At 42.0% G+C, this 23144-nt stretch carries 19 protein-coding genes and 1 pseudogene; 16 read left to right on the forward strand and 4 right to left on the reverse strand.

The annotated features are described in order from the left end of the window. Positions 1-41: 41 nt before the first annotated feature. The 16 genes and pseudogenes from EQP46_RS08765 to wecA form a co-directional block, all read left to right on the forward strand. Positions 42-431: pseudogene (locus EQP46_RS08765) on the forward strand (transposase); the annotation flags it as partial. A gap of 222 nt (positions 432-653) precedes the next feature. Next, entirely contained in the window at positions 654-1943 is a 1290-nt protein-coding gene (locus EQP46_RS08770) for a lipopolysaccharide biosynthesis protein (protein WP_129493280.1), read from the forward strand. Beyond that, positions 1943-3049 (forward strand): CapA family protein, encoded by a 1107-nt coding sequence (locus EQP46_RS08775; RefSeq protein ID WP_129493281.1) that lies wholly within the window; start codon positions 1943-1945, stop codon positions 3047-3049. The genes EQP46_RS08770 and EQP46_RS08775 overlap by 1 nt, the downstream gene beginning before the upstream one ends. Next, positions 3039-3899, forward strand: a complete 861-nt coding sequence (locus EQP46_RS08780) for an ATP-grasp fold amidoligase family protein (protein ID WP_129493282.1) — start codon at positions 3039-3041, stop codon at positions 3897-3899. The genes EQP46_RS08775 and EQP46_RS08780 overlap by 11 nt, the downstream gene beginning before the upstream one ends. Positions 3900-4118: 219 nt before the next feature. Beyond that, positions 4119-5144, forward strand: coding sequence for an EpsG family protein (locus EQP46_RS24610; protein WP_420841371.1), 1026 nt, complete (start codon positions 4119-4121; stop codon positions 5142-5144). Next, positions 5144-6025, forward strand: coding sequence for a glycosyltransferase family protein (locus EQP46_RS08790; RefSeq protein WP_129493284.1), 882 nt, complete (start codon positions 5144-5146; stop codon positions 6023-6025). Before EQP46_RS24610 ends, EQP46_RS08790 begins: the two co-directional genes overlap by 1 nt. Before the next feature lie 497 nt (positions 6026-6522). Further along, complete coding sequence (locus EQP46_RS24080) at positions 6523-7089, forward strand: glycosyltransferase family 4 protein (RefSeq protein WP_161972845.1); 567 nt, start codon at positions 6523-6525, stop codon at positions 7087-7089. A 4-nt stretch (positions 7090-7093) separates the two neighbouring features. After that, positions 7094-8206: a GDP-mannose 4,6-dehydratase gene (gene gmd, locus EQP46_RS08800; RefSeq protein ID WP_129493286.1), complete on the forward strand. Its 1113-nt coding sequence runs from the start codon at positions 7094-7096 to the stop codon at positions 8204-8206. A gap of 16 nt (positions 8207-8222) precedes the next feature. Further along, positions 8223-9182 (forward strand): GDP-L-fucose synthase, encoded by a 960-nt coding sequence (fcl, locus tag EQP46_RS08805; protein ID WP_129493287.1) that lies wholly within the window; start codon positions 8223-8225, stop codon positions 9180-9182. Between the two features lie 13 nt (positions 9183-9195). Beyond that, positions 9196-9663, forward strand: coding sequence for a GDP-mannose mannosyl hydrolase (locus EQP46_RS08810; protein WP_129493288.1), 468 nt, complete (start codon positions 9196-9198; stop codon positions 9661-9663). A 14-nt stretch (positions 9664-9677) separates the two neighbouring features. Beyond that, positions 9678-11096, forward strand: coding sequence for a mannose-1-phosphate guanylyltransferase/mannose-6-phosphate isomerase (locus EQP46_RS08815; RefSeq protein ID WP_129493289.1), 1419 nt, complete (start codon positions 9678-9680; stop codon positions 11094-11096). Then, the gene (locus tag EQP46_RS08820; protein WP_240671688.1) at positions 11083-11838 is read left to right on the forward strand and encodes a WecB/TagA/CpsF family glycosyltransferase; all 756 of its coding nucleotides are present in this window, start codon (positions 11083-11085) and stop codon (positions 11836-11838) included. Before EQP46_RS08815 ends, EQP46_RS08820 begins: the two co-directional genes overlap by 14 nt. Before the next feature lie 17 nt (positions 11839-11855). Continuing rightward, the gene (locus EQP46_RS08825; RefSeq protein ID WP_129493413.1) at positions 11856-13283 is read left to right on the forward strand and encodes a phosphomannomutase; all 1428 of its coding nucleotides are present in this window, start codon (positions 11856-11858) and stop codon (positions 13281-13283) included. A gap of 15 nt (positions 13284-13298) precedes the next feature. After that, entirely contained in the window at positions 13299-14465 is a 1167-nt protein-coding gene (locus EQP46_RS08830) for a nucleotide sugar dehydrogenase (protein WP_129493291.1), read from the forward strand. A 195-nt stretch (positions 14466-14660) separates the two neighbouring features. Next, positions 14661-15488, forward strand: a complete 828-nt coding sequence (galU, locus tag EQP46_RS08835) for a UTP--glucose-1-phosphate uridylyltransferase GalU (RefSeq protein ID WP_129493292.1) — start codon at positions 14661-14663, stop codon at positions 15486-15488. Positions 15489-15767: 279 nt separating this feature from the next. After that, positions 15768-16844, forward strand: a complete 1077-nt coding sequence (gene wecA / locus EQP46_RS08840; protein WP_129493293.1) for a UDP-N-acetylglucosamine--undecaprenyl-phosphate N-acetylglucosaminephosphotransferase — start codon at positions 15768-15770, stop codon at positions 16842-16844. Between the two features lie 259 nt (positions 16845-17103). Here wecA and EQP46_RS08845 read toward each other — a convergent pair whose 3' ends face one another. The 4 genes from EQP46_RS08845 to EQP46_RS08860 all read right to left on the reverse strand — a co-directional run bounded on the left by EQP46_RS08845 (position 17104) and on the right by EQP46_RS08860 (position 22909). Beyond that, entirely contained in the window at positions 17104-17763 is a 660-nt protein-coding gene (locus EQP46_RS08845) for a hypothetical protein (RefSeq protein WP_129493294.1), read from the reverse strand. A gap of 107 nt (positions 17764-17870) precedes the next feature. After that, positions 17871-20342: an FG-GAP repeat domain-containing protein gene (locus EQP46_RS08850; RefSeq protein ID WP_129493295.1), complete on the reverse strand. Its 2472-nt coding sequence runs from the start codon at positions 20340-20342 to the stop codon at positions 17871-17873. Between the two features lie 481 nt (positions 20343-20823). Continuing rightward, entirely contained in the window at positions 20824-22311 is a 1488-nt protein-coding gene (locus tag EQP46_RS08855; protein ID WP_129493296.1) for a hypothetical protein, read from the reverse strand. Then, the gene (locus EQP46_RS08860; protein WP_129493297.1) at positions 22304-22909 is read right to left on the reverse strand and encodes a chromosome partitioning protein ParA; all 606 of its coding nucleotides are present in this window, start codon (positions 22907-22909) and stop codon (positions 22304-22306) included. The genes EQP46_RS08855 and EQP46_RS08860 overlap by 8 nt, the downstream gene beginning before the upstream one ends. Positions 22910-23144 lie beyond the last annotated feature (235 nt).

Raw genomic sequence — 23144 nt, forward strand, 5'->3', positions numbered from 1 at the left:
GCCGCGATCAGATCATCAGAGTCTGCAAACGAGTGACGATGATGAGCAAAGCCAAGTACAAAATCAGCAACTGGAAGCAATACAATCAAGCATTGATTAATAGAGGTTCGGTCACCTTTTGGGTTGATGAAGCCGCTATCCAGAGTTGGCATTGCAAAGAGCATCATGGGAAACGAGGAAGAGGCTTTACATTCACAGATGGTGCCATTGAAACGGCGCTGATGATTAAAGGCATTTTCAAGCTCCCTTTACGCGCCCTTCAAGGCTTTCTCGACTCGATATTTGTCCTGATGGACGTGCCGCTGAAATCGCCGTCATACAGGTGCATCAGCAAACGGGCAAAGACCGTTGAGGTTCAATATCGGTTACCGAGTCGTGGACCTATTGCGCATGTCGTTATTGATGCAACAGGCTTGAAGGTGTTCGGCGAAGCACTGGCAAACGTGAAAGCGATGAACAAAGTCATAAAACTAGGTATGCCTGTCAGTTACCGAGTTGTGTAATACGGTTAATACTCATTAGATCAGTGCGTTAGATAACTTATTTGATCAACAAAGCCAATTCGTTAGCTTAACGATTTGATCAACAAGGCCTCATCAAACCAAGAAACTACAAATTTAAAACGAATAAAAAATTAAAGAAAATGCAAACATATGAAAATTAAAAATCCCTTCATAGCCAAAATTCTAGCCCTTATGGGAGGGACTGCTATTTCGCAAGTTCTAATTATTGCGAGCCTACCTATTTTATCAAGGCTTTATTCCCCTTATGACTTTGGCCTACTAGGAGAGTTTACTGCCTATACATCAGTTATAGCACCAATAGCATGTCTTTGTTTGGCTAGTGCAATTTTGCTTCCGAAGGAAGAAAAAATAGCAAAATTGCACATGAATACATCGTTTGTAACAACATTAACCCTTTCTTCGACGCTACTGGTCCTTCTAGTTTTAGTTATAAATCTGGGCGTTGAAATCATAGAATATGAGAATGACTATTGGTATATCACATTAATGGTCGCATTTGTTCTTTTTAGCGGGATGCAACAATCACTAGAAAAATGGTTCGGTAGAAGAGACCAATTTAAAATTCTAGCTAAAGCAAATATTGTTGCTACCTTAATAATGATTTTGCTAAAAGTTTTTGGAGGTTTTGTTCATCCAACAGCGTTAGTTTTGGTGATTACAAGTAGCATCTATCCTTTTCTGTATTGCGCACTGATATTAATCACATCAAATTCAAAACTTTTATCTCTTAAAATAAATCGCCTTACACTAAACAAATTAAAGTTTTCTTTTCTGCGAAATTTTGATTTTGTTCGATACCAAGCACCGCAGGTACTTTTGAGTTGTCTTAATCAGAGTATACCAATTTTTATTCTTGGTTATTACTTTACGGCGGAAGTGGTTGGTTTCTATGCCATGGCTCGAGGTATACTTTCAGCACCTTCAACTCTCATAGGTAAATCTGTTGGCGATGTTTTCTTTCCGCGTATGGCGAAGGCAGCCTTAACAGATAGGAATGAGATGAAGCGACTTTTTACTTTATCTATCTCCTCTTTAGCAATCTTAGGTATTCCTATATTCTCAATAGTATTTTTCTTAGGAGGTGATATATTTTCATTTGTGCTAGGAGAAGACTGGTTTATTTCAGGAGAGTACGCTGCTCTGCTATCTATATGGCTGTACTTCGCATTTACTAACTCTCCATCTAATCAGACTCTTCAGATCATGGGGATGCAAAAATATGCTCTGAAGTTCACGGTAGTATCATTAGTAATAAGGCCTACCTGTATGGTCGGAGCCATATGGCTGAACAATGAGCCTGAAACGCTCATTTTTTCCTATGCACTATCTGGAGCTATTCTAAACATCTACCTGATTTTGTCGGTGTACTTTAAGTTAAGTAGATGGTGTTTTGAGGCCGATGCGAGAAGGAGTTACTAATGAAGATATTCGTTTGCGGTGATGTGGTCAATCTGAAATCAAATAATAAAATCTGTACTTCTGAGGTGGAAGCAGTAATTAAGTCGTGTGACTATGCAATATGTAATTTTGAAGCTCCAATCAAATCGAAGGGTAAGAAAGTAAAAAAGATTGGTCCGAATATAGCTCAATTGGAAGTGACTCCATCGATACTCAAATCGCATGGTTTTGATTTATGCCTACTTGCTAATAATCATATGCTCGATTTTGGTGAGATTGGTCTTAAAAAAACTATGGATGAAATTAAACGAGTAGGAATGGAATACTGCGGAGCAGGATTGAATTTAGAAGAGGCATATTCTGTAAAGTACGTCCAAAAGAATAATATAACCATCGCAATTGTTAATGTTGCAGAAAATCATCATGGAGCACTCGATAATGTTAGAAAAGAAAAGTTTGGTTATGCTTGGGTAAGTTCTCCAAACCTTCCTAAAATTATCAATGTTGCGAAGAGTAAGTCTGACTTTGTTTTGATAATGGTTCATGCAGGACTAGAAGGTTATACAACGCCGCAATCTTACTGGAGAGAGGTATATAGAAACATGTGCGACTTAGGAGCTGATTTCGTAATTGGCAGTCATCCTCATGTGCCTCAAGGGATCGAGAGTTACGAAGAATCTAATATAATTTATAGTCTAGGTAACTTTTATTTTGATAAAGGTGAAAAGTATAGAGATAATGAATCATATTCTATAGTGATTAACTTTAAATCAAAGCTGGATTACACTATTGATATAATTTATCATTCATTGTCGGATGGGATTGTTTCTAGAGTAAAGGAACCAAAGTCATTTAAACTGAAAGAGCTATCCGAACATCTATATAATAGTTGTTCGCTACTGGAGGATAAGATGCACAGCGACATTACACCTCTTCTAAATAAATGGTCCCGTTATTCTAAGTCAAAGTGGTTATATGATGGCGGGCTTTACACAACCCTCCGGAGAGTCATATCTAAATTGTTGGGTAGAGAAATCCTGGATAAAGAGTTACTCAAGAGTCATTTAAGAATGAACGAGTCTTATTATTTTGCACTATCATCTCAGAATAAAAAAAATGAAAAATAAAATAATTAAATTAGTTAGGGGATATATCACGCCACTAACGTGGGATAAGCTGGTTTATTTTAAAGTTTTCGGTCGAATTCCAAATGTAAAGAATCCGATACTTTATAATGAAAAGATAATTCAAAGAAAACACTTTGATAAAAATCATATCTATGTCCTATGCGCAGACAAACTAGCAGTAAGGAATTATATAAAAGACAGGATTGGTGATAAATACCTAATACCTCTACTCTATGAAGAGTTGACTGTGGAAAAATTGACTGAACTAAAAGGTAAGTCTGGTTTAGTGATTAAAGCGAACCATTCAGCGGGAATGGTAAAAGTATATGATGACATAGAAATAAATGATGATGAAATTGAACAACTGGGTGTGTTGATTTCAGATTGGCTAGACACAGATTACAGCAAGTTGGCCAATGAATGGCATTATGGGAAAGTTACACCAAAGGTTTATGCCGAAAAGTCGATAGCTAAAAATGGCGTGTTGCCTGAGGACTATAAGTTTCATTGCTTTAAACAGTTGAATGGAGAGATAAAATGGGTTCTTCAAGTCGTATCCGGAAGGAGTTCAAACCTCTCAATTAGATATTTTGACAACTCTTTGGACAATTGTATTCGAAAAATAGGAACAGTAGATTCAAGTCTTAGTCAATTAGAGACTGATGTTTTAATGCAAGCGATAGAATTAAATAAGAAACTCTGTGAGCATTTCAGCTATGTTAGGATTGATTGGTATGTTTCCGAGGGCAATTTGTATTTTGGAGAATTAACCTTCACTCCAGCGGGAGGGTACTCCAAAAATCCTGGCCGAGATTTGGACATGAAAATGGGTAAGTATTGGGTCCTATAGACGTTGCTAGAGGCGTCTCAGTTTAAGAAAGAGCTAGGTATTTAAGATTTGGTTAATATTAATGTTTTAAACGTAAAGAGTAACCTTATAAAAGAGTTTTTATTAGTCGTAACTTTTTTGGTCTTTACTGTAAATTTTCCTCTATTAGTTTTTTTGACAATACCATTAGTTATTCCATTTTTACGCCTAAATGAAAGTTTGTTAAAAGTAACATTCTGCATGGTCGTGCCTGTATACTTCGCAGCTATTAATGCAATGAAGTTGCCCGAGTCTGACTTGTTAGTATATGTTGAGGCTATAAGTGTTATAGCTGACAAAAATTTCTTTGAGGTTTTGACGTTTAAATATGTTTCACTTCGCAGTACTGAATTCTTATTTAATTATTATATATGGTTTATTTCCTTGGTGGATAACTCCGGTTGGTTGTTCTCATTTTTATCAACATATATAATATACTTTAATGTTTCTCTCGCGCTCTGCAATATATTTACTGTAAAGAAAAAAGAATTGCTGTACTTAATTATGGCAATGCTTCTTTTTTCGATCACATTCTCTCTTGTTGGTCACTTAGTAAGGCAGTATTTCGCAGCTTCATTCTTATTGCTTGGACTTTCCTACCTAGATAGTCGTAGAAAGTTAGGCGTTATGCTAGCTTTATCTTCAGTTTTTCTGCACAACTCAATGTTCCTATTTATACTTACTTTTCCTTTTGCAAAACACTTATTGTCAAGCAGACACTGGATAAAGTATACAATTGCATTGTTGTTGATCGCATATATATTGGGCTCGGCTTCGTCCTATCTCAAGCCTTATATGGAGATTGCTTTTATGATTGATGACGGGAGTATACCTCTGTCATTGGTTATTTTTGATCTTTCATTGTTTTGTTTTTTGGTCTTATTTAAGTTTAAAAATAAACACATTGAAAATCGGGTCTTCAACATTTATTGCTTTTCAGTATTGTTACTATGTTGTCTTTTAGTTTCAAGGGATATATCTCTGCTTTTTTTTCGTTTCTATTTTCTCGCAGACTTACTCAGACCATTTGTGATTCTTAGTTTGTCACTGATTATCTCAAACAGGGGGATGGTTAAACCTCTATTAGTTTACATAATACTAATATTATCGATATTGGTGTTCATAGCAAGGTTTCACTCAACCCCTTGGGACTATGGATTAGATCCATTTTCTATTCTTTTTGATAGTACAGTTATGGATCTTATAAATAGATATATGGAGTTTTAATGCACGCTGATGTCGTCGTTTTTGGCTTTAACAGAGTTAAGCCATTGGAAGATCTTTTAAATAGTCTTAAGCAATGTAGATTGTCAGATGAAACCAATGTCATATTATTCATCGATGGCCCGAGAAATAAACGGGATGAAATGTGCATTGCCCAAGTAAAAAGTGAGGTAATCCAAAAATTTGACGGCTGTTTTAATAGCTTTTCTGTTAATTTTAGAGAAAAAAATATGGGGTTAGCTTCATCTCTTAAAAGTGGAATAAGCGAAGCGTTTAGAGATAATGAAAAATTGATTGTACTAGAGGATGATCTCAAGTTGTCAGAGAACTTTCTTTTATATATGAATCAGTCACTAGATTATTATAGAGAAAATAAACTCATCGGTTCAATCTCTGGCTTTAGTACAAGAGTTCAGTCTAACCAAGTTGAAAGCGTGCATTTTCACCCAAGACCTTGCTCATGGGGATGGGGAACTTGGAAAGACAGATGGGAGAAATGTGATTGGGATTACAAGCCCACAACTAAACTTGATGCACTAAGAATGTGGTATAAGTCGAGAAAAGCAGGTCAAGATGTTTTTCGAATGTACAAAAACCAGCTTGAAGGACGAATTAACAGTTGGGCTATTATGTGGACGATACATCACATACGGTCCAATTGGTTAGTTGTGTATCCTATCCAATCAAAAGTTATTAACGCAGGCTTTGGCGATGATGCCACCCACTGTACGGGACGTAACCCTTTTCCAACTAACCTTGATATGAGTAATAGCGGAAATTTTCACCTTATGCCTGAGCCAAAAATAGACACAAAGACTTTAAAACAAGTCAACTATTTTCATAGCAATTTCTACAAAATATTATTTAAACTGGGATTAAAGTGAGAGTAGAATCTAGAAGGGCTTTTTTTCTAGGCCATATACCACCTCCATACCACGGTGCTGCGATCGTTGGTGATAAAGTTCTTTCAATTATGCAAGAAATTTATGATGTTTCTGTCTTTAAGGTTAATGTCTCTACTAATATCGCCGAGATAGGTAATTCATCTAAAACTACAGTCGTTTTTTTTCTTTTACGCTTGATTAAAGATATATTCACTTCGCTTTTAAAAAAGCGACCTTCATTGGTATATCTAACACCTAGTTTGAATGGAGTGGCTTTTTATAGAGACCTAGTTTTGCTAATTATATTCTACTTATATTCTCTTTTTACAAAGTCAAGAATTTTATGTCACATTCACATGAGGCCATTGATTCTAGGGCAAAACCGAACTCTTAATGCGCTTTGGAACTTTTTAACGAGAAGGTTCGAAGTTATACTCTTGTCGACTAGTTTGAAGCTGGATTATTCAAAGGGTTTTAGACCCAAGAAGATTTACTATTTGAATAATGCAGTAAATGAAATTCACCATTGTACTTCACCCACTTCTAGCGAGGTTCTTACCGCTTTATATATTGGACATTTGTTGAGGTCAAAAGGAGCTTTTAGAGTTTTGGAATTGGCAAATGAATTTAGAGGTGAAAATGTTGTTTTCAAAATAGCCGGTGAGTTTGGTGATGAAAGTGAGAAAATGGATTTTTTGGAAGAAATAGAAAGGTTGGAATTGAACAATATAGAGTTATTAGGGCGCGTAGATGGAGAAAAGAAGGCTACTCTTTTTCATATGTCAGATGTGTTATTGCTACCTAGTTACTCCGAGGCGCAACCCCTTACCATTTTGGAAGCATTTTCATGTGGTCTACCTGTTCTGGCAACGCCCGTTGGTGGTATTGTTGATATTCTTGATGAAAAAACTGGTAGATGCGTTCCATTTGAAGACTTCGGCGAGGCATTGGAGTGTATTTTGTTGAAGGGACGCCATTATTTTTCTAAGGATTGCAAGAAAAAATATAAATCTTCATTTACTAACAAACTATTCAAAGATAATTGTAAAGAAATTCTAAGGTAAAGTTATGTCAAGCAAAGTAGCATTGATTACAGGTATAACAGGTCAAGACGGTTCATATTTGGCTGAATTCCTTTTGGAAAAAGGATATGAAGTGCACGGGTTAATCCGTAGAGCTTCATCTTATAACACAGACCGCATCGATCATGTGTGTAATAACACTTCCCTTATTAAGTTGCATTATGGAGATTTGACAGATAGCTCGAACCTCATCCGCTTAGTAAAAGAAATCCAACCTGATGAGATCTATAACTTAGGCGCAATGTCACATGTTGCCGTTTCGTTCGAGTCGCCAGAGTATGCGGCTGACGTTGATGCTATGGGTACTATTCGCCTATTAGAAGCAATCCGAATTAATGGTTTGGAAAAGAATACACGCTTTTACCAGGCGTCCACTTCTGAGCTTTACGGTGAAGTTCGTGAGATCCCCCAGCGTGAAACGACTCCTTTTTATCCTCGTTCTCCCTACGCTGTCGCGAAAATGTACGCATACTGGATTACTGTAAACTATCGCGAATCTTACGGTATGTATGCGTGTAACGGTATTCTGTTTAATCATGAGTCGCCACGCCGTGGAGAGACGTTTGTCACCCGTAAGATTACCCGAGCGATAGCGAACATTTCTCAAGGCCTTGAAACATGCTTGCACCTTGGCAACATGGATGCATTGCGTGATTGGGGCCATGCAAAAGACTACGTGCGAATGCAATGGATGATGCTTCAGCAGGATGTGGCTGACGACTTTGTTATTGCAACAGGTAAGCAAATTTCAGTGCGTGAATTTGTTCGCATGTCCGCTAAAGAAGCCGGTATCACACTAGAGTTTTCTGGTGAAGGTGTAGAAGAAATTGCCACTGTGGTAGCGGTTGATAGCAGTCTGGCTCCTGCGGTATCAGTCGGTGATGTGATTGTCAGTGTTAGCCCTAAGTTCTTCCGACCTGCTGAAGTCGAGACGCTTTTGGGCGATCCATCAAAAGCGAAAGAGAAACTCGGTTGGGTACCAGAAATCACCGTAGAAGAAATGTGTGCTGAGATGGTCGCTGCCGACATCAACAAAGCTAAGCAACATGTATTGCTAAAAGAGCATGGTTTTGATGTATCAATTTCTCTAGAAAGTTAAGAGGTTGGTACTGATTATGAAAAGAGTATTTGTAGCTGGCCATAAAGGGATGGTTGGTTCTGCAATCGTCCGCCAACTTGCTTCAAGGGATGATGTAGAACTGATTGTTCGATCAAAAAGTGAACTTGATCTTCTAGATCAAAAAGCTGTCGATAATTTTTTTGCAGAGCAAAAGATCGATGAAGTCTATTTGGCGGCCGCCAAGGTGGGAGGGATATACGCTAACAACACCTTCCCAGCAGAGTTCATTTATGAAAATCTGATGATGGAATGCAATATTGTTCATTCTGCCCATCGTCATGGCGTTCAAAATTTGCTGTTTTTGGGTTCTTCTTGTATCTATCCAAAGTTGGCTGAACAACCAATGACAGAATCCTCATTGTTGACCGGTGTACTTGAATCCACTAATGAGCCTTATGCCGTGGCAAAGATTGCCGGCATTAAGCTTTGTGAGTCATATAATCGTCAGTACGGGCGAAACTACCGAAGTGTGATGCCGACCAATTTATATGGAATGAATGATAATTTCCACCCAGACAACTCTCATGTTATTCCAGCATTAATGCGACGTTTTCACGAAGCTAGGCTCAACAATGACTCAGAAGTCGCTGTTTGGGGAACGGGTACACCAATGCGCGAGTTTTTATATGTGGACGATATGGCGGCGGCCAGCATCCACGTTATGGAACTGCCTGACTACACATATCAATCGTGCACTCAACCTATGCTCTCGCACATCAACGTGGGTACGGGTGTCGACTGTACGATTCGTGAAATGGCTGAAACTATGGCGAAAGTTGTTGGTTTCAAAGGACGCATTTCTTTTGATGCGACGAAACCTGATGGAACGCCTCGTAAACTGATGGACGTATCACGGTTGGCCGATTTGGGTTGGAAGTATACAATCGATTTAGAGAGCGGTTTGGCGAAAACGTACCAATGGTTTTTAGAGAATCAAAACTCCTTCCGTAATTAATCATTAAAAAACTATGACGCAACGGTTAGATATTGAGACATTCAAAACGGTCGTTGCATCTACCCCATTAGTTTCGATTGATCTGATTGTGCGTAACAGCGCCAATCAGGTCTTGCTTGGTTACCGAACCAATCGACCAGCTCAAGGTTATTGGTTTGTACCTGGTGGGCGTATTTGCAAAGACGAAACATTCAATAATGCATTCCAGCGTTTGACTAAAATTGAGCTTGGTGAAAAGCTTGATATCGGCCAAGCTGAATTTATTGGTTCGTTCCAACATTTATATCAAGATAATTTCTCTGGCACGACTTTTTCAACACACTATGTTGTACTTGGATATCAACTCGTGATTGACCTCGATTTATCAGAACTACCACAAGAACAACATAATAGTTATAAGTGGTGGAGTGTCGAAGAGTTGTTAAATGGCAATCAAGTGCATCAAAATACTAAAGCCTATTTCTCAGACTTATACAAATAATAAAAGGTAAACATATGTTGTTACCCGTCATTATGGCAGGTGGCTCAGGCAGTCGTTTATGGCCTTTGTCGCGAACACTTTATCCGAAACAATTCTTATCTTTGGCAAAAAATACTACGATGCTTCAGGAAACAGTGAGTAGGCTCGCCGATATTGAGCACAAAGAACCTTTATTTATTTGTAATGAAGAACACCGATTTATTGTCGCTGAGCAGCTAAGGAAAGCCGGTGTATACAGTGGTGGTATTATTCTCGAGCCAATGGGTAAGAATACAGCACCGGCAATTGCATTATCTGCTTTGAAAGCGGTTGAAATGGGTGAGGACCCAATATTACTTGTTTTGGCCGCTGACCATGTGATTCAGGATGAGAATACTTTTATTTCAGCCATAAATACTGCATTGCCTAGCGCGGAAAATGGAAAGTTAGTCACTTTCGGTATCATCCCTTCGCATCCTGAAACTGGATATGGTTATATTCGTCGCGGAGGAGAGATCTGTTGTGATACATACTCCGTAGATACTTTTGTAGAAAAGCCTGAATTAGAAACGGCTAGATACTATTGCGAGTCAGGGAATTATTACTGGAACAGTGGGATGTTTCTTTTTAAGGCGTCGAAATATATTTCTGAATTAGAAAAACACTCCCCAGAAATACTAAAGGTGTGCTCTAAGGCCATAAGCGAGTGTGAAAAGGATTTAGATTTCTTCCGTATCTCTCCAGATATCTTTTCCTCTTGTCCTAGTGATTCTATTGATTATGCAGTAATGGAGAAAACGCAGGATGCCGCTGTTGTTCCTATGAATGCAAAATGGAGTGACGTTGGTTCTTGGTCATCTTTATGGGATGTCAGTGACAAGGATTTACTGGGAAATGTTCAAAGAGGTGATGTACTCACTGAGGGAACGACAAATAGTTACATTTACTCTCAGAACAAATTAGTAGCAACTGTTGGTATTGATAACTTAGTCGTAGTGGAAACTAAAGATGCAGTACTCGTTGCGAATAAAGATAGTGTTCAAGACGTTAAGAGTATTGTCAACAAGTTAGCCGAGGCTGGTAGGTATGAGCATTTGCAACATAGAGAGGTATATCGACCCTGGGGAACACATGACGCGATAGCCGACGGAGAACGTTATCATGTGAAAGAAATATATGTTAAACCTGGCGAAAAAACCGCATTGCAAATGCACTATCATCGCTCAGAACATTGGATAGTTGTTTCAGGTACCGCAAAGGTTAGAGTGGGTGATCGTTCTTTTATACTTAGTGAAAACCAATCTACATATATTCCGCTAGGGACTCCTCATCAGTTAGAAAATCCAGGGCTAATACCACTTCGATTAATTGAGGTTAGATCTGGTGGTTATTTGGAAGAAGATGATGTTGTAAGGTTAGAAGATTATGAGGAATGTAAAATTGAAAAAAATTAATATACTTGGTTTTGACGTTTCTACAGAAAGTGTAAATGAAATAGTAAGAAAAGCCCTCTCTAATTCTAGAATTACCATTGTTAATACCATAAACCCACACTCATATGTAGAGACAAAAACTGATTCTACTTTCCGTGATGCTCTAATTGAATCTGATGAGCTAATACCAGATGGTGCGGGTATATCAATTGCTGCTAATTTTCTTCATGGAAAAGAAGTGAAAAAAATTGCAGGCTTCGATTTGTTTGAAGAAACCATGTCAGTTATCAATGGCAAGTCAGGAAAGGTATTCTTCCTCGGTTCAAGTGAAGCTGTATTAAAAGCTATTGAAGAAAGGGTTATAAAAGAATATTCCAATGTAAAGGTGAAGACATTGTCGCCACCATTTAAACCTGAGTTTAGTGCTGAAGATATTACTAAGTTCTCCCAGGCTATAAATGAATTTTCTCCTGATGTGGTTTTTGTAGGTTTAACTGCACCTAAACAAGAAAAGCTAATTAAGAAAATTAGTGGCTGTGTTGACACAAAGATGATATCGGGCATAGGCGCGGTTTTTGATTTCTTTGCTGGAACGGTCAAAAGACCTAATAAAATATGGATTAGCCTAAACCTTGAATGGCTTGGTCGGCTAATTGCAGAACCTAAACGACTTTGGAGAAGAAACTTTGTGTCTACTCCAATTTTCCTTTTCGACTTGGTCAAAGGCAAGCTAATGAAGAAGAAAGCGTCATTAGCTCAATGAGAGCGGAGATATCTGGGATGTTAAACAGTAGTCAAGAGATTGCCGCAGCAAATATACAGTTCGGCACAAGCGGTGCCCGAGGTTTGGTAGAGCAATTCACTCCGGAAGCATGTGCGGCTTTTACCCATGCATTTATTTGTTCTATCCGTAGCCAGTTTGAGTTCGATTCGGTCGCTATCGCTATTGATAATCGCCCAAGCAGCCCTGGCATGGCGAAAGCTATAGTCAGTGCGGTAAAGCAGATGGGGTTAACACCTATCTATTACGGCGTTGTTCCTACGCCTGCCTTGGCTTATGTTGCCATGCAAGATGAGATGCCTTGTATCATGGTTACAGGCAGTCATATCCCGTTTGACCGTAATGGCCTAAAGTTCTATCGCCCAGATGGCGAAATTACCAAGGACGACGAACAAGCTATTTTGAACGCGAATGTCGAATTTTCACTTTCAGCAATTGAAAAAGAGTTGGTCATCAACTCGAAAGCTTCTGAGGTTTACCTTGAACGAAATGCTTCTCTATTGGATAAGCAGTGTCTAAAAGATCGTCGTATTGGCATTTACGAACATTCAAGCGCTGGCCGTGATTTATACGGACAACTTTTCGAGAGTTTAGGGGCAGAAGTTATTGCGCTTGAGCGAAGCGATGAGTTTGTGCCTATCGACACGGAAGCTGTTTCTGAGACGGATAAACTAAAAGCAATTGCTTGGTCCCAAGAGCATGACCTTGATTTCATCTTCTCCACAGATGGTGATGGTGACAGACCATTAGTCTCTGATGAAAAGGGCAATTGGTTGAGAGGAGATGTTCTTGGCTTACTGTGTGCAAAAGAGTTAGGAATAGACGCCTTAGCGTTGCCCGTAAGTTGTAATACCGCTGTCGAGCTATCTATTGTATTCCCACAGATATCTCGAACAAAAATTGGTTCTCCCTATGTGATTGCCGAGTTTGAAGAGCTTGCTAAGCGCAGCAAAAGCGTAGCGGGCTTTGAGGCGAATGGTGGATTTCTTTTAGGGTCTGACGTGTCATTTGGTGGCCAAATCATTAAGGCGCTACCAACGCGAGATGCAGTCTTACCTGCGTTAATGCTTCTTTCCGCATCCAAAGACATCGCAATTTCTGCATTGGTTGATCAGTTACCTAAACGCTTTACACATAGCGATCGTATTCAGAACTTTGCTACAGAGAAGAGTGTTGCAATTTTAGCCAGCGCTCGAGATGAGCCGTCATCATTTCTGAATGCATTGGGTTTTGAATCAGCTCAGGTTGAATTTGTCGATCAAACAGATGGCTTGCGCATTACTCTCGTGAATGGCGATATCATTCACTTTAGGGCTTCTGGCAATGCCCCTGAGTTGCGTTGTTATGCTGAATCTAACTCCGAGATAGGTGCTCAACATATTGTGAACCAAGCCCTACAAAATATTCAGACTATTCACTTTTCTTAATCTTCCGAGAAAAATATGAAAATTGCTATTGCTGGAACAGGCTATGTTGGCCTTTCCAACGCTATGCTATTGGCGCAAAACCATGAAGTTATAGCTGTTGATATCGTCCAAGAAAAAGTTCAATTATTGAATGACCATATTTCTCCTATCGTTGATACGGAAATTATAGATTTCCTAAAAAACAAAGATCTAAACTTTATTGCGACGCTGGATAAAGGAGAGGCATATAAAGACGCCGAGTTTGTCGTTATCGCAACGCCAACGGATTATGACGTAAAGAATAACTACTTTAATACCTCTTCTGTAGAAGCTGTGATTAAAGATGTTATGGCGATTAACCCAAATGCAGTGATGGTCATTAAATCTACTGTACCTGTCGGTTATACCCAGCGTATTAAAGAAGAATTTGGTTGTGATAATATTATCTTCTCGCCTGAGTTTCTTCGTGAAGGTAAAGCGCTTTACGATAATCTTCACCCTTCTCGGATTATTGTGGGTGAGTGCAGCGAACGCGCTGAAGTCTTCGCTAACCTTCTCGTTGAAGGCGCAGTGAAAGAAGATATCGACGTGCTGTTTACTGATTCAACAGAAGCAGAAGCGGTTAAGTTGTTCTCAAACACTTACCTTGCAATGCGTGTGGCTTACTTCAATGAATTAGATTCCTACGCTGAATCTCATGGCCTTGATGCGCGTCAGATCATTGAAGGTGTTGGCCTAGATCCTCGCATTGGTAATCACTACAACAACCCGTCATTTGGTTACGGTGGTTATTGTTTGCCGAAAGACACGAAACAACTGCGTGCCAACTATCAAGATGTGCCGAATTGCCTGATCAGTGCGATTGTGGATGCGAACACCACTCGTAAAGATTTTGTTGCTGAATCTATTCTTAAGAAGAATCCGCGTACTGTGGGTATTTACCGTCTGATCATGAAGTCAGGGTCTGATAACTTCCGCGCGTCTTCTATTCAAGGCATTATGAAGCGCCTCAAAGCCAAAGGCATTGAAGTGGTTGTGTATGAGCCAGTACTTCAAGAAAAAGAGTTCTTCCACTCTGAAGTAATGACAGACCTAGATGCGTTCAAATCCAAATCTGATGTCATCGTTTCAAACCGCATGGCTGAAGAACTAGCGGATGTCTCTGAGAAGGTTTATACGCGCGATCTTTTTGGAAGTGATTAAAAGCATCTAGATACGAGAAAGAGCAGTTTCGAGTCGCGAGAAAAGCGAAAAGAGCTTGAGCCTGCTATTCAATTAAACACCATCTTTTCGAAACTCGAAACTCGAAACTCGAAACTCGAAACTCGAAACTCGAAACTCGAAACTCGAAACTCGAAACTCGAAACTCGAAACTCACTTCTAATTAAAAATATAATCATGATAAAAAAATGTCTATTCCCCGCAGCTGGCTATGGGACACGCTTTTTACCCGCAACTAAATCCATGCCGAAAGAAATGATGCCTATCGTTAACAAGCCTTTGATTGAATACGGCGTTGATGAAGCGATTCAAGCGGGCATGACGGACATGTGTATTGTCACTGGCCGTGGAAAACATTCCTTGATGGATCACTTCGATAAGAACTACGAATTGGAACATCAAATTTCAGGTACTGCCAAAGAAGCTTTACTGAACGATATTCGTAACGTGATCGATTCTGCGACCTTCACCTATATTCGTCAGCACGAAATGAAAGGCCTTGGTCATGCCATTTTGACCGGTCGCGCACTGGTGGGTGATGAACCGTTCGCGGTTGTGTTGGCTGATGACCTGTGCATTAACCAAGAGCAAGGCGTGTTGGCACAAATGGCGGCGCTGTATAAGCAATTCCGTTGTTCGATCGTCGCGGTGGAAGAAGTGCCTGCCGATGAAACCCATAAGTATGGTGTGATTGCGGGTGAGCCGTTAACGGATAACCTGATGCGCGTAACTGACATGGTTGAAAAACCAGAACAGGGCACAGCACCAAGTAACCTTGCGATTATTGGCCGTTACATCTTAACGCCAGATATTTTCGACATTATTGAAAATACCCCACCAGGCAAAGGCGGGGAAATCCAGATCACGGATGCGCTACTACAACAAGCGAAGAGCGGTTGTGTGTTGGCGTATAAGTTTGACGGTAAGCGTTTTGACTGCGGCAGCGTTGAAGGGTTTATTGAAGCGACGAATTATTGTTTTGAAAATCTCTATCAGCGTAGCTGATCGGAGATTTTGAGATAACGAGAATCGAGTTTCGAGAAAGAGCGAGAGAGCAGGAGAAGCAGAAAGAGCAGTTTCGAGTTTCTAGATAAGAGCAATAAATCTTGCGCTCTTATCTTTGCTCTCTAGGCTTTTTCTCGTATCTCGTATCTCGTATCTCGTATCTCGTATCTCGTATCTCGTATCTCGTATCTCGTATCTCGAACCACCCCTATTTCCCAATTCCGCCACCCCTCATCCTCCGAGGCTTGGCTACACTCCATAACTAAAAATTAAATCCTTATGTCATTGGCTATCTTAACGACGTTTTTGTTGTCTTTTGTGCTGCTTTTCGTTCTGCGAAAGGTGGCGAAAAAAATTGGTCTTGTTGATAAACCTAACGAGCGCAAACACCATAAAGGTGCGGTGCCGCTTGTGGGTGGTGTTTCTATTTACTTAGCTGTGCTGATTGCGTCGCTGATTTACACCGAAAGAACCCCCGACGATTTGTTGTATCTCTTTTGTGGGGCGGTGTTGATTGTAATTGGCGTGTTGGACGACAAATTCGATATCAGCTTTAAAGTGCGTTTGTTTGTGCAAGCGGGCATTTCACTGGCGATGATCTTCGCCGCGAATTTGAGCCTTGAAAGTTTAGGCAGCATTGCGGGTAACGTGCCGCTGTTCTTGCCTAATTGGGTGAGCTATGCGGTGACCATCATTGCTGTTATCGGTGCGATCAATGCCTTTAACATGGTAGATGGCATTGATGGTTTGCTCGGTGGCCTTGCTTCCGTGTCGTTTGGTGCGCTTGCGATTGTGTTTTGGTGGGGCGGACAGAATGTGTTGGCCGCCAACTGTGTGATGCTGATTGCTGCATTGGTGCCTTACATCATGCTTAACCTTGGCATTCCATTGGGGCAGCGCTTTAAAATCTTCATGGGCGACGCGGGCAGCATGTTGATTGGCTTCTCGGTGGTGTGGTTCTTGATCCGCGCGTCACAAGCAGACCATTCAGACACCATTCGCCCTGTCACTGCATTGTGGTTTATTGCGCTGCCACTCATGGACATGGCAACCATCATGACGCGCCGTATCCGCAAGGGGCATTCGCCGTTTAAACCAGACCGCGAGCACTTGCACCACATCTGTCAGCGCATTGGCTTTTCATCTCGCATGACCTTAGTGGTGATTTGTTCTCTTGCAGCAAGTTTCGCGGCGATTGGTATTCTCGGTGAAGTGCATGAAGTGAATGAAACCCTGATGTTTGTTGGCTTCATTGCCTTGTTTGCGTTGTACTTCGCGACGATTAGCCACATTTTCCGCATCACGGCGAAGATTCGCCAGTGGTTGGGGAAGGAGCCGTTGACGGAAGTGGTTTAAGAGCGGGACCGAGGAAGAGCGAGGAGCGGACCTAGGACCTGGGAAGAGCGTTAAGAGCAGAAAGTGCAGGGGCGAGATACGAGAAAGAGCAGATAAGAGCAAGTAGCGGACATGCCGCGCTGCTCTTCCCCTTGAAAAGTGGAGGGGGCGAAGAACGCCTTAAGGGATGAAAAGCGAGATTTGTAGGGGCTAGCTATAGCAAGAAAAGCGACGACGCTGTTGAGGCTCGTCGCTTTTTTTATGCGTGTTAATCTGCTGTTTACCAAAAACGATTTTGTAGTGATGGTATTTCAAGGTTCATATCATCACTAAAGGTTGCACAATCATTCTCCATTTTTGAAGCATATGTGCGAAGCCACAACTTACGATTTTCTGCAGACAGGACATACCCTTTCAGTTCTTCTCGGCCTTTTAGCCTATCTGGGTAGGCCCAGCCTTTCTTTTCTAGCTTGGTAATTGTTATTACTAGGTGCGAAAGTAACGGTTGTTCTGGCGCAATAATGCTGTGTAAGTAAGGCCAGAATATCTCATCACTGTTATCACCTTTTGATGCTCTCCAACCTTTTACATCGTTCACTTCTGACAAGTCTTGGTATGGGTGAGAGTGGAATGTACCGACCAATTCGATATTCGGCCAATACTTAGCAAAAAATGCTTTTTTCGCAATGATGGAATTAAACTGTGGCTCAACCCAGTCCTGATGTCTGAGGGCGGAGGTTTCCACCGTTGCCATCGTCGCGATGACTCTTGCTGGTTGCTCGCCTTTGGCTGGTATTGTATAGCCCCAAAGCAGACCAAAGGTTTCTAGTTGGCTATTCGCTTTTCCTTTTTTATGTGCGCGGTGGTCAAATTCATAGGCTTCAATGGCTGTAGTGAAAAGCTGAGGAACGATGTGATCCTCAATATGGGTAATGTTCATCTGTTGTTCTCTTTTATTCCTGAGGTGAATCGGCTGAAATGGGTATGTATTGATATTGAGAGAAAGGCCCTAGCAAACGCTTGAGCCTTTATTTTTAAATCAGCAACTTAATTTGTGGGCGCGTTTTTATAAACCGTCACATCAAAATCAATGCTGATTAAATCCAGATCCCCATCGTTATCTAAATCGGCTAACAATGCCTGACCACCTCCACCGTCGATATTCTTTTCGTTGAACGTAAGATTGATGTCGTTCGTGTAACTGTTGAATTTCAAGCTGCTTGAGTTTGTGCCTTCATTCGGCACAGCGACACTCATGACAACATCAGCAAGGCCATCGTTATTAATATCACCAATTGCTGGGAGCTCTCGGCTTGTATCGTACGCTGAAATGTGTGAGCTGAAGGTGAATTGACCCATTCCATTGTTCAGGTAAACAGAAGTGAGGTTTTCCCAACTTGTCGTGACCAGCAGATCGAGGTCGCCGTCATTGTCAAAATCAGTCAGCTGTTGCGTTTTTATATTGGCGGCATCGTGAAGGGACAATGAGAGTGGCGTAAATCCTCCTTGCTGGTTGTTGATCAATACCTCACGAGTAATGATGTCAGGGTAACCATCATTGTTTACATCACCAACAGCAAACTCTCTGTCTGTTGAAACATAGTGCGTTGATTTAAGCGTGAAATGGTGTTGGGTGTCTTGCGTGTAGATGCCGACATTTGAGCGACCAATGGCAGCCACAAGTTCTAACGTGCCATCTTTGTCCATATCTGATAAAAATGCGGTTGGGGTAGAGCTTGCGCCTTGTTTTTCATCATTAATGGTTTGATGGAGAGTGAAAGTGCGCAGCCCTTCATTGTGATAAATCATATGGGCAGGATTGGCTTCGCGGCTTAGATGACCCATTACCACGAGATCTTGTTTACCATCCCCATCAAAATCTCCAATAGTGACACTTGCTGCCTCTTTAGGGAGTGGCAACTCTGTTATTTCTTTGAATTTCCCCGTTCCATCTCCGAAATACAAATCTACGGTTTTATCGCGCGTAGCAACCACTAGGTCGATGTGGCCATCACCGTCAATATCACCTGTGTCACCACGCGAATTCCAATTGTCTGTGTCATACGTTGCTACTTTGATGAAATTCCCGGTGCCAATGCTCGCATCTTTTCCGAGTATGAGTTGTGCATTTTCCACATCCAACGGTTGTAAACGAATGTCTTCGCGTGCGACGTTCATCCCCTGTTTTATTTCAACCTGATACTCACCCGCTACTAGGTGCGTTTTGAACGTGCCTGCCCCGATCTCTGAACCGGTGACACCGACTTTTTCGCCGTTTAGGAATACATCTGCGCCTTCTGCTGGCGTCCAGTTTTCGTTAACGGCATTGATGCGAAGCGTGCCGAGGATACGGTTGGTGATGATGCTTTCACGCTTCAACTCCAGTTTGCAGCCGAGGGTTTGGTTAGCTTCTACCGTGACTGTGGTATTACAGCGTGTGAAAGGCGTCAGGTCTGCCAAGTCTTGTGACGCATTGGTGTTGTAGAACTCTAGGTGAACGCCAAGGTTTTTCGCGCCGCCAGTCTCTAACATCTCTTCTGCGATGTGGGTGCCGTTCACATCGAGGATCTCGAGCACGTGTTCTTGCGGTGCTATGCCCTGTGCGGTGATGCTGGCTTTCAGCGTGAGGTTTTCAACGCCGCCCACTTCTTCAATCACGACATCAGGGATCGTGAAGGCAATCGTGCCACGGTCTTTGATTTCTGCTACTTCAAAAATCACATCTGCTTGCAGCGGGATAATGTCTGTTTGCGCATCTTCGCCTTCAACAAAGTTTACTGTCGTATCATCTTCGTTCTTACCCACCATCAAATCACCGTCATAAAGACGCAGCGAGAGGGTGTATTCGCCTGGCTCGACGTTCATGGTGATTTCCGCAAGGCCAGTCTCTTTGTTGATTTCAAAGACTTGCTCGTCGTTGCCATTCACGGAAAGGCCAAACTGCGGCTTATTCAATGCGGCAAGTTCTTCTGCTTGCCATTGGAACGCGAGCTTTGACACATAAGCAATGTCATCAAAATCGGTGATGGTGTCGCCAAGGTTTGGTTCGACAATGAATTTAATCGCTGGCTGTTCACCTTCCACCACATCAACCGCAAGCGCATTGGCGAGATATTGCTTTGGATTTGCGCCTTCGGTGGTTAATAGCAGGGCGAAATCATATGTGCCGGGTTTGAGGGTGAGCGCACGGTGTGAGGTGGTGGTGACATTGCCCTCTGCATCAACCGTTTGTGTTACCGGCCAATCAAACACGTTTTCTTCACCGGAGGCTACGTTAGTGACTTCCAGTTTGCCGAGGTAGCGAACCTGCGAGGTTTGTTCTGCGAGGGTGCTGGCTTGTTGCTCAAGGGCATAAGCCGATGCTTCTGCTTTTTTACTCGGCAGGGTCTGGATGTATCGCGCCGAGAAGGTGGTTTGCACATCTAACGGAGTGGCGCTGTCTGCGGTTTGATTGTCGTCGCTGCCACAACCTGAAAGTAGAGCGCTTGCTACCAGCGCACTGAGAATGGTTTTTTTCATAAATACGGCTTGTCCATGTTTCTGGATTAATTTTATGGAAGCAGCATCATATATTATTTATCTCTTTGAATAAAAAGAGAAAAAACTCTCAGAGTGAGAGCGGGGAGAGCGAGGGGCGGTCCTAGGACCTTGGGAGAGCGGGAAGAGCAGAAAGGGCAGAGGCGAGATAAGAGAAAGAGCAGAAAAAAGCAGACATGGTGGAGCGGACGTGCCGTGTTTTTGCTTTTTTGCTCCTCCCACTTTTCAAGGGGGAGGCTGGGAGGGGGTTACTGCTCGGTGCTGGATGTTTGTATTGGATATCTGTTTCATCATCCCTGACGCTTAACCTCTCCCTAACCCTCCCCTTGAAAAGTGGAGGGGACAAAGAGCGTTAAGAGCAGGAAGAACATGGAGAGCGGAGCTAGGGAACTCTATTCAGGTTATGCAAATTATTCTGATTGATAATGGAAAGGCGATGGGTGACCATCGCCTTTTTTGTTTGTTAGTGCAGCAGACAAACGCTATCAAACGTTTCAGCGGCTAAGACGTAGTTACCGGAGAGGTTGAGCCTTTTTAATGCGTTTTTTTCATCTTCGCTGTAGTGTTCTTGTGAGGCGATAAGCTCGATGAAGTTGCCAAATCCTGCGCATGATATGAGGGAGTTAGCTTTGGCTGGGCTTATATCATGATCAAATTCTAACCAGGTGTCATCGAACCTATCCACGACTTTGATTGACTTGGTGATGTCTAGCGGCCCTTTGAGCTGTTTTGGGTTGGCAAAATCACCAAACAAGAATGAACCGACTTCATCAATGTCTTTACATGTTTCAATAGTGACGTCGTGTTTGGTCGCGGATTTTTTGTTTTTGAACATGAGGGGTTTGACGCCACTGGCAGGGTCTAGCTTGCTGTTATAGCCTGTTCCGCCTCCCGAGGTAACGTATTCAAAGCAACTGTAACCATTCACCCATTCATCGCAATAGTCTCTGTCTTTTTTGTTGTCGACAAAATCATATTCGGGCGTTTTATGTTGTTGTAAAAAGTTCTGTGAGTACTGGTAAGTGATTTTGTACAAATGATCTTCAAGCTCGGGTTTTGCCACACGCGCAAAAGCCGTGTTAATCTGATTTCGGATCATAGAGCGGGTGCCTGAATCGGTTAAGTAACTCTCGACAAGCATGTGCCCTGAAGGATCGCCACTAGATAGAGGAACAAGCGAATTTGGCGGTGCAACTGAACCAGGGCCTGTAAATTGCAGCCCATTGATCACAATGTCACTGCTGGAGAGCACATAGTCACCGTTCAGTGTGGGAGACGCGGGCGCAATATGAACAACGGCCAAGCTTCCGTTGTCGTAGCCTTCTTGTGCATTCACGTAGTTATATGACTCGTTTACCCACAGATTCCCTTGTGAGTGAGCAACATAGACGAGCTTTTTGCCTAGCCAGGTTTGCGAGTCATTGATTAGGTTATGCGTTGTTCGCACTTCTGCTGTGTTGGCAGAGCCGCCACTCAAGGAGGCGAGAGATTCAAGTAGCGCGGTGATGAGTTCGTTCATGGTGCTATTGACAACAGAGAGTACAAAATCAGCGAAAGACGGGATGATTGAAATGATACGTTGGATCATCGAACTGTTACTTCGACCGCTGATGATATCCCAAAACGCTTCCCATCGATCGCCCGCGATATCGCCTAATTCGTTAGTCCGTTGATCGAAGGTTTCAGCGAGATCGCCAAGTACATATATTGCGCCCTCGTCTATCCTTGAGTCGTTATAAAACAACTGGTATTCGACGTCTTCACCGTTGTAGCTATTAATCCCTATGGTGCTTTTTAACTCAAAGAGTCCATCTTGTGCTTGTGATTCGGTATTTGCCACACCATTGAAAAATCCGACCACATACCCTTCAACCTTACATTCATCTTGGGTGGCTGCTGTTGTGAAACAAGGCAGAATGAGCAAAGCAACCGAGAACAATAACTTATTCACAGTACTCCTCCTTTGCATCTAACAAGGTTGAAAGGTGGCCGTCGAGTAATCGGTTGTAAGCCAGATAGGCCAGTGTTCGGGATTTCGTATTGTAAGTCAGTGCTGTCAATGTCTTTGAGGTATTGGTCATATCTCTTACAGCCATACCCACGTATTCCTTGCAGGCAATAACCCTTAAGTACTTATCGCTGATCTCCCAGGCTTTATCGATGTTCTCATCCGTATTTTCGCTAAAGTCATGGTAGAGATTTTCCTGCTTTTGACGGGCATCTTGCATCAGGGCGTTGCGCACTGGCTCGGTAACATCTAAGAGGTTGATGAAGGTTTCTATGTCATCGCGAATGCCGTTTTGGTTCTCATCGGTGCCTGTCAACGAATCACTGCGATCGAGCAGGTGGTCATATTGACCATAGAGCACGCCAAACTGGGCATCGACCGTTGGCTGATCTTTCAGTTCTTGAACAATTTCTTCGGGAACCTCGATATCGGTAATGGGGGGGCTATCTGTATTGTTTTCGTCATTCTGCGGCGCGGAGTCTGACAAGTTACAGCCAGATAAGAGAAGGAGAAGGGGCAGATATTTGGTTTTGGTTAGCATAGATACTTCCGTGTATACAGCGTGTTGATATGCGCGTAATTGTTTATTTTTATTGGATTTTGTTCTTAGTCGCTAAGTAGGATATGACGTTATTGTTTACAGGTTTGTCTTAATTTTTGTAAGAGCGGGTAAGGGCAGGGACGAGATACGAGAAAGAGCAGATAAAAGCGGGAAGAGCAGGGAAAGCGAAAAGCGGACCTGGGGTCTGGGAAGAGCTTGAAGAGCAGAGAGGGCA

This window comes from Enterovibrio baiacu, from assembly GCF_004120195.1.
Taxonomy (GTDB): Bacteria; Pseudomonadota; Gammaproteobacteria; order Enterobacterales; family Vibrionaceae; genus Enterovibrio; species Enterovibrio baiacui.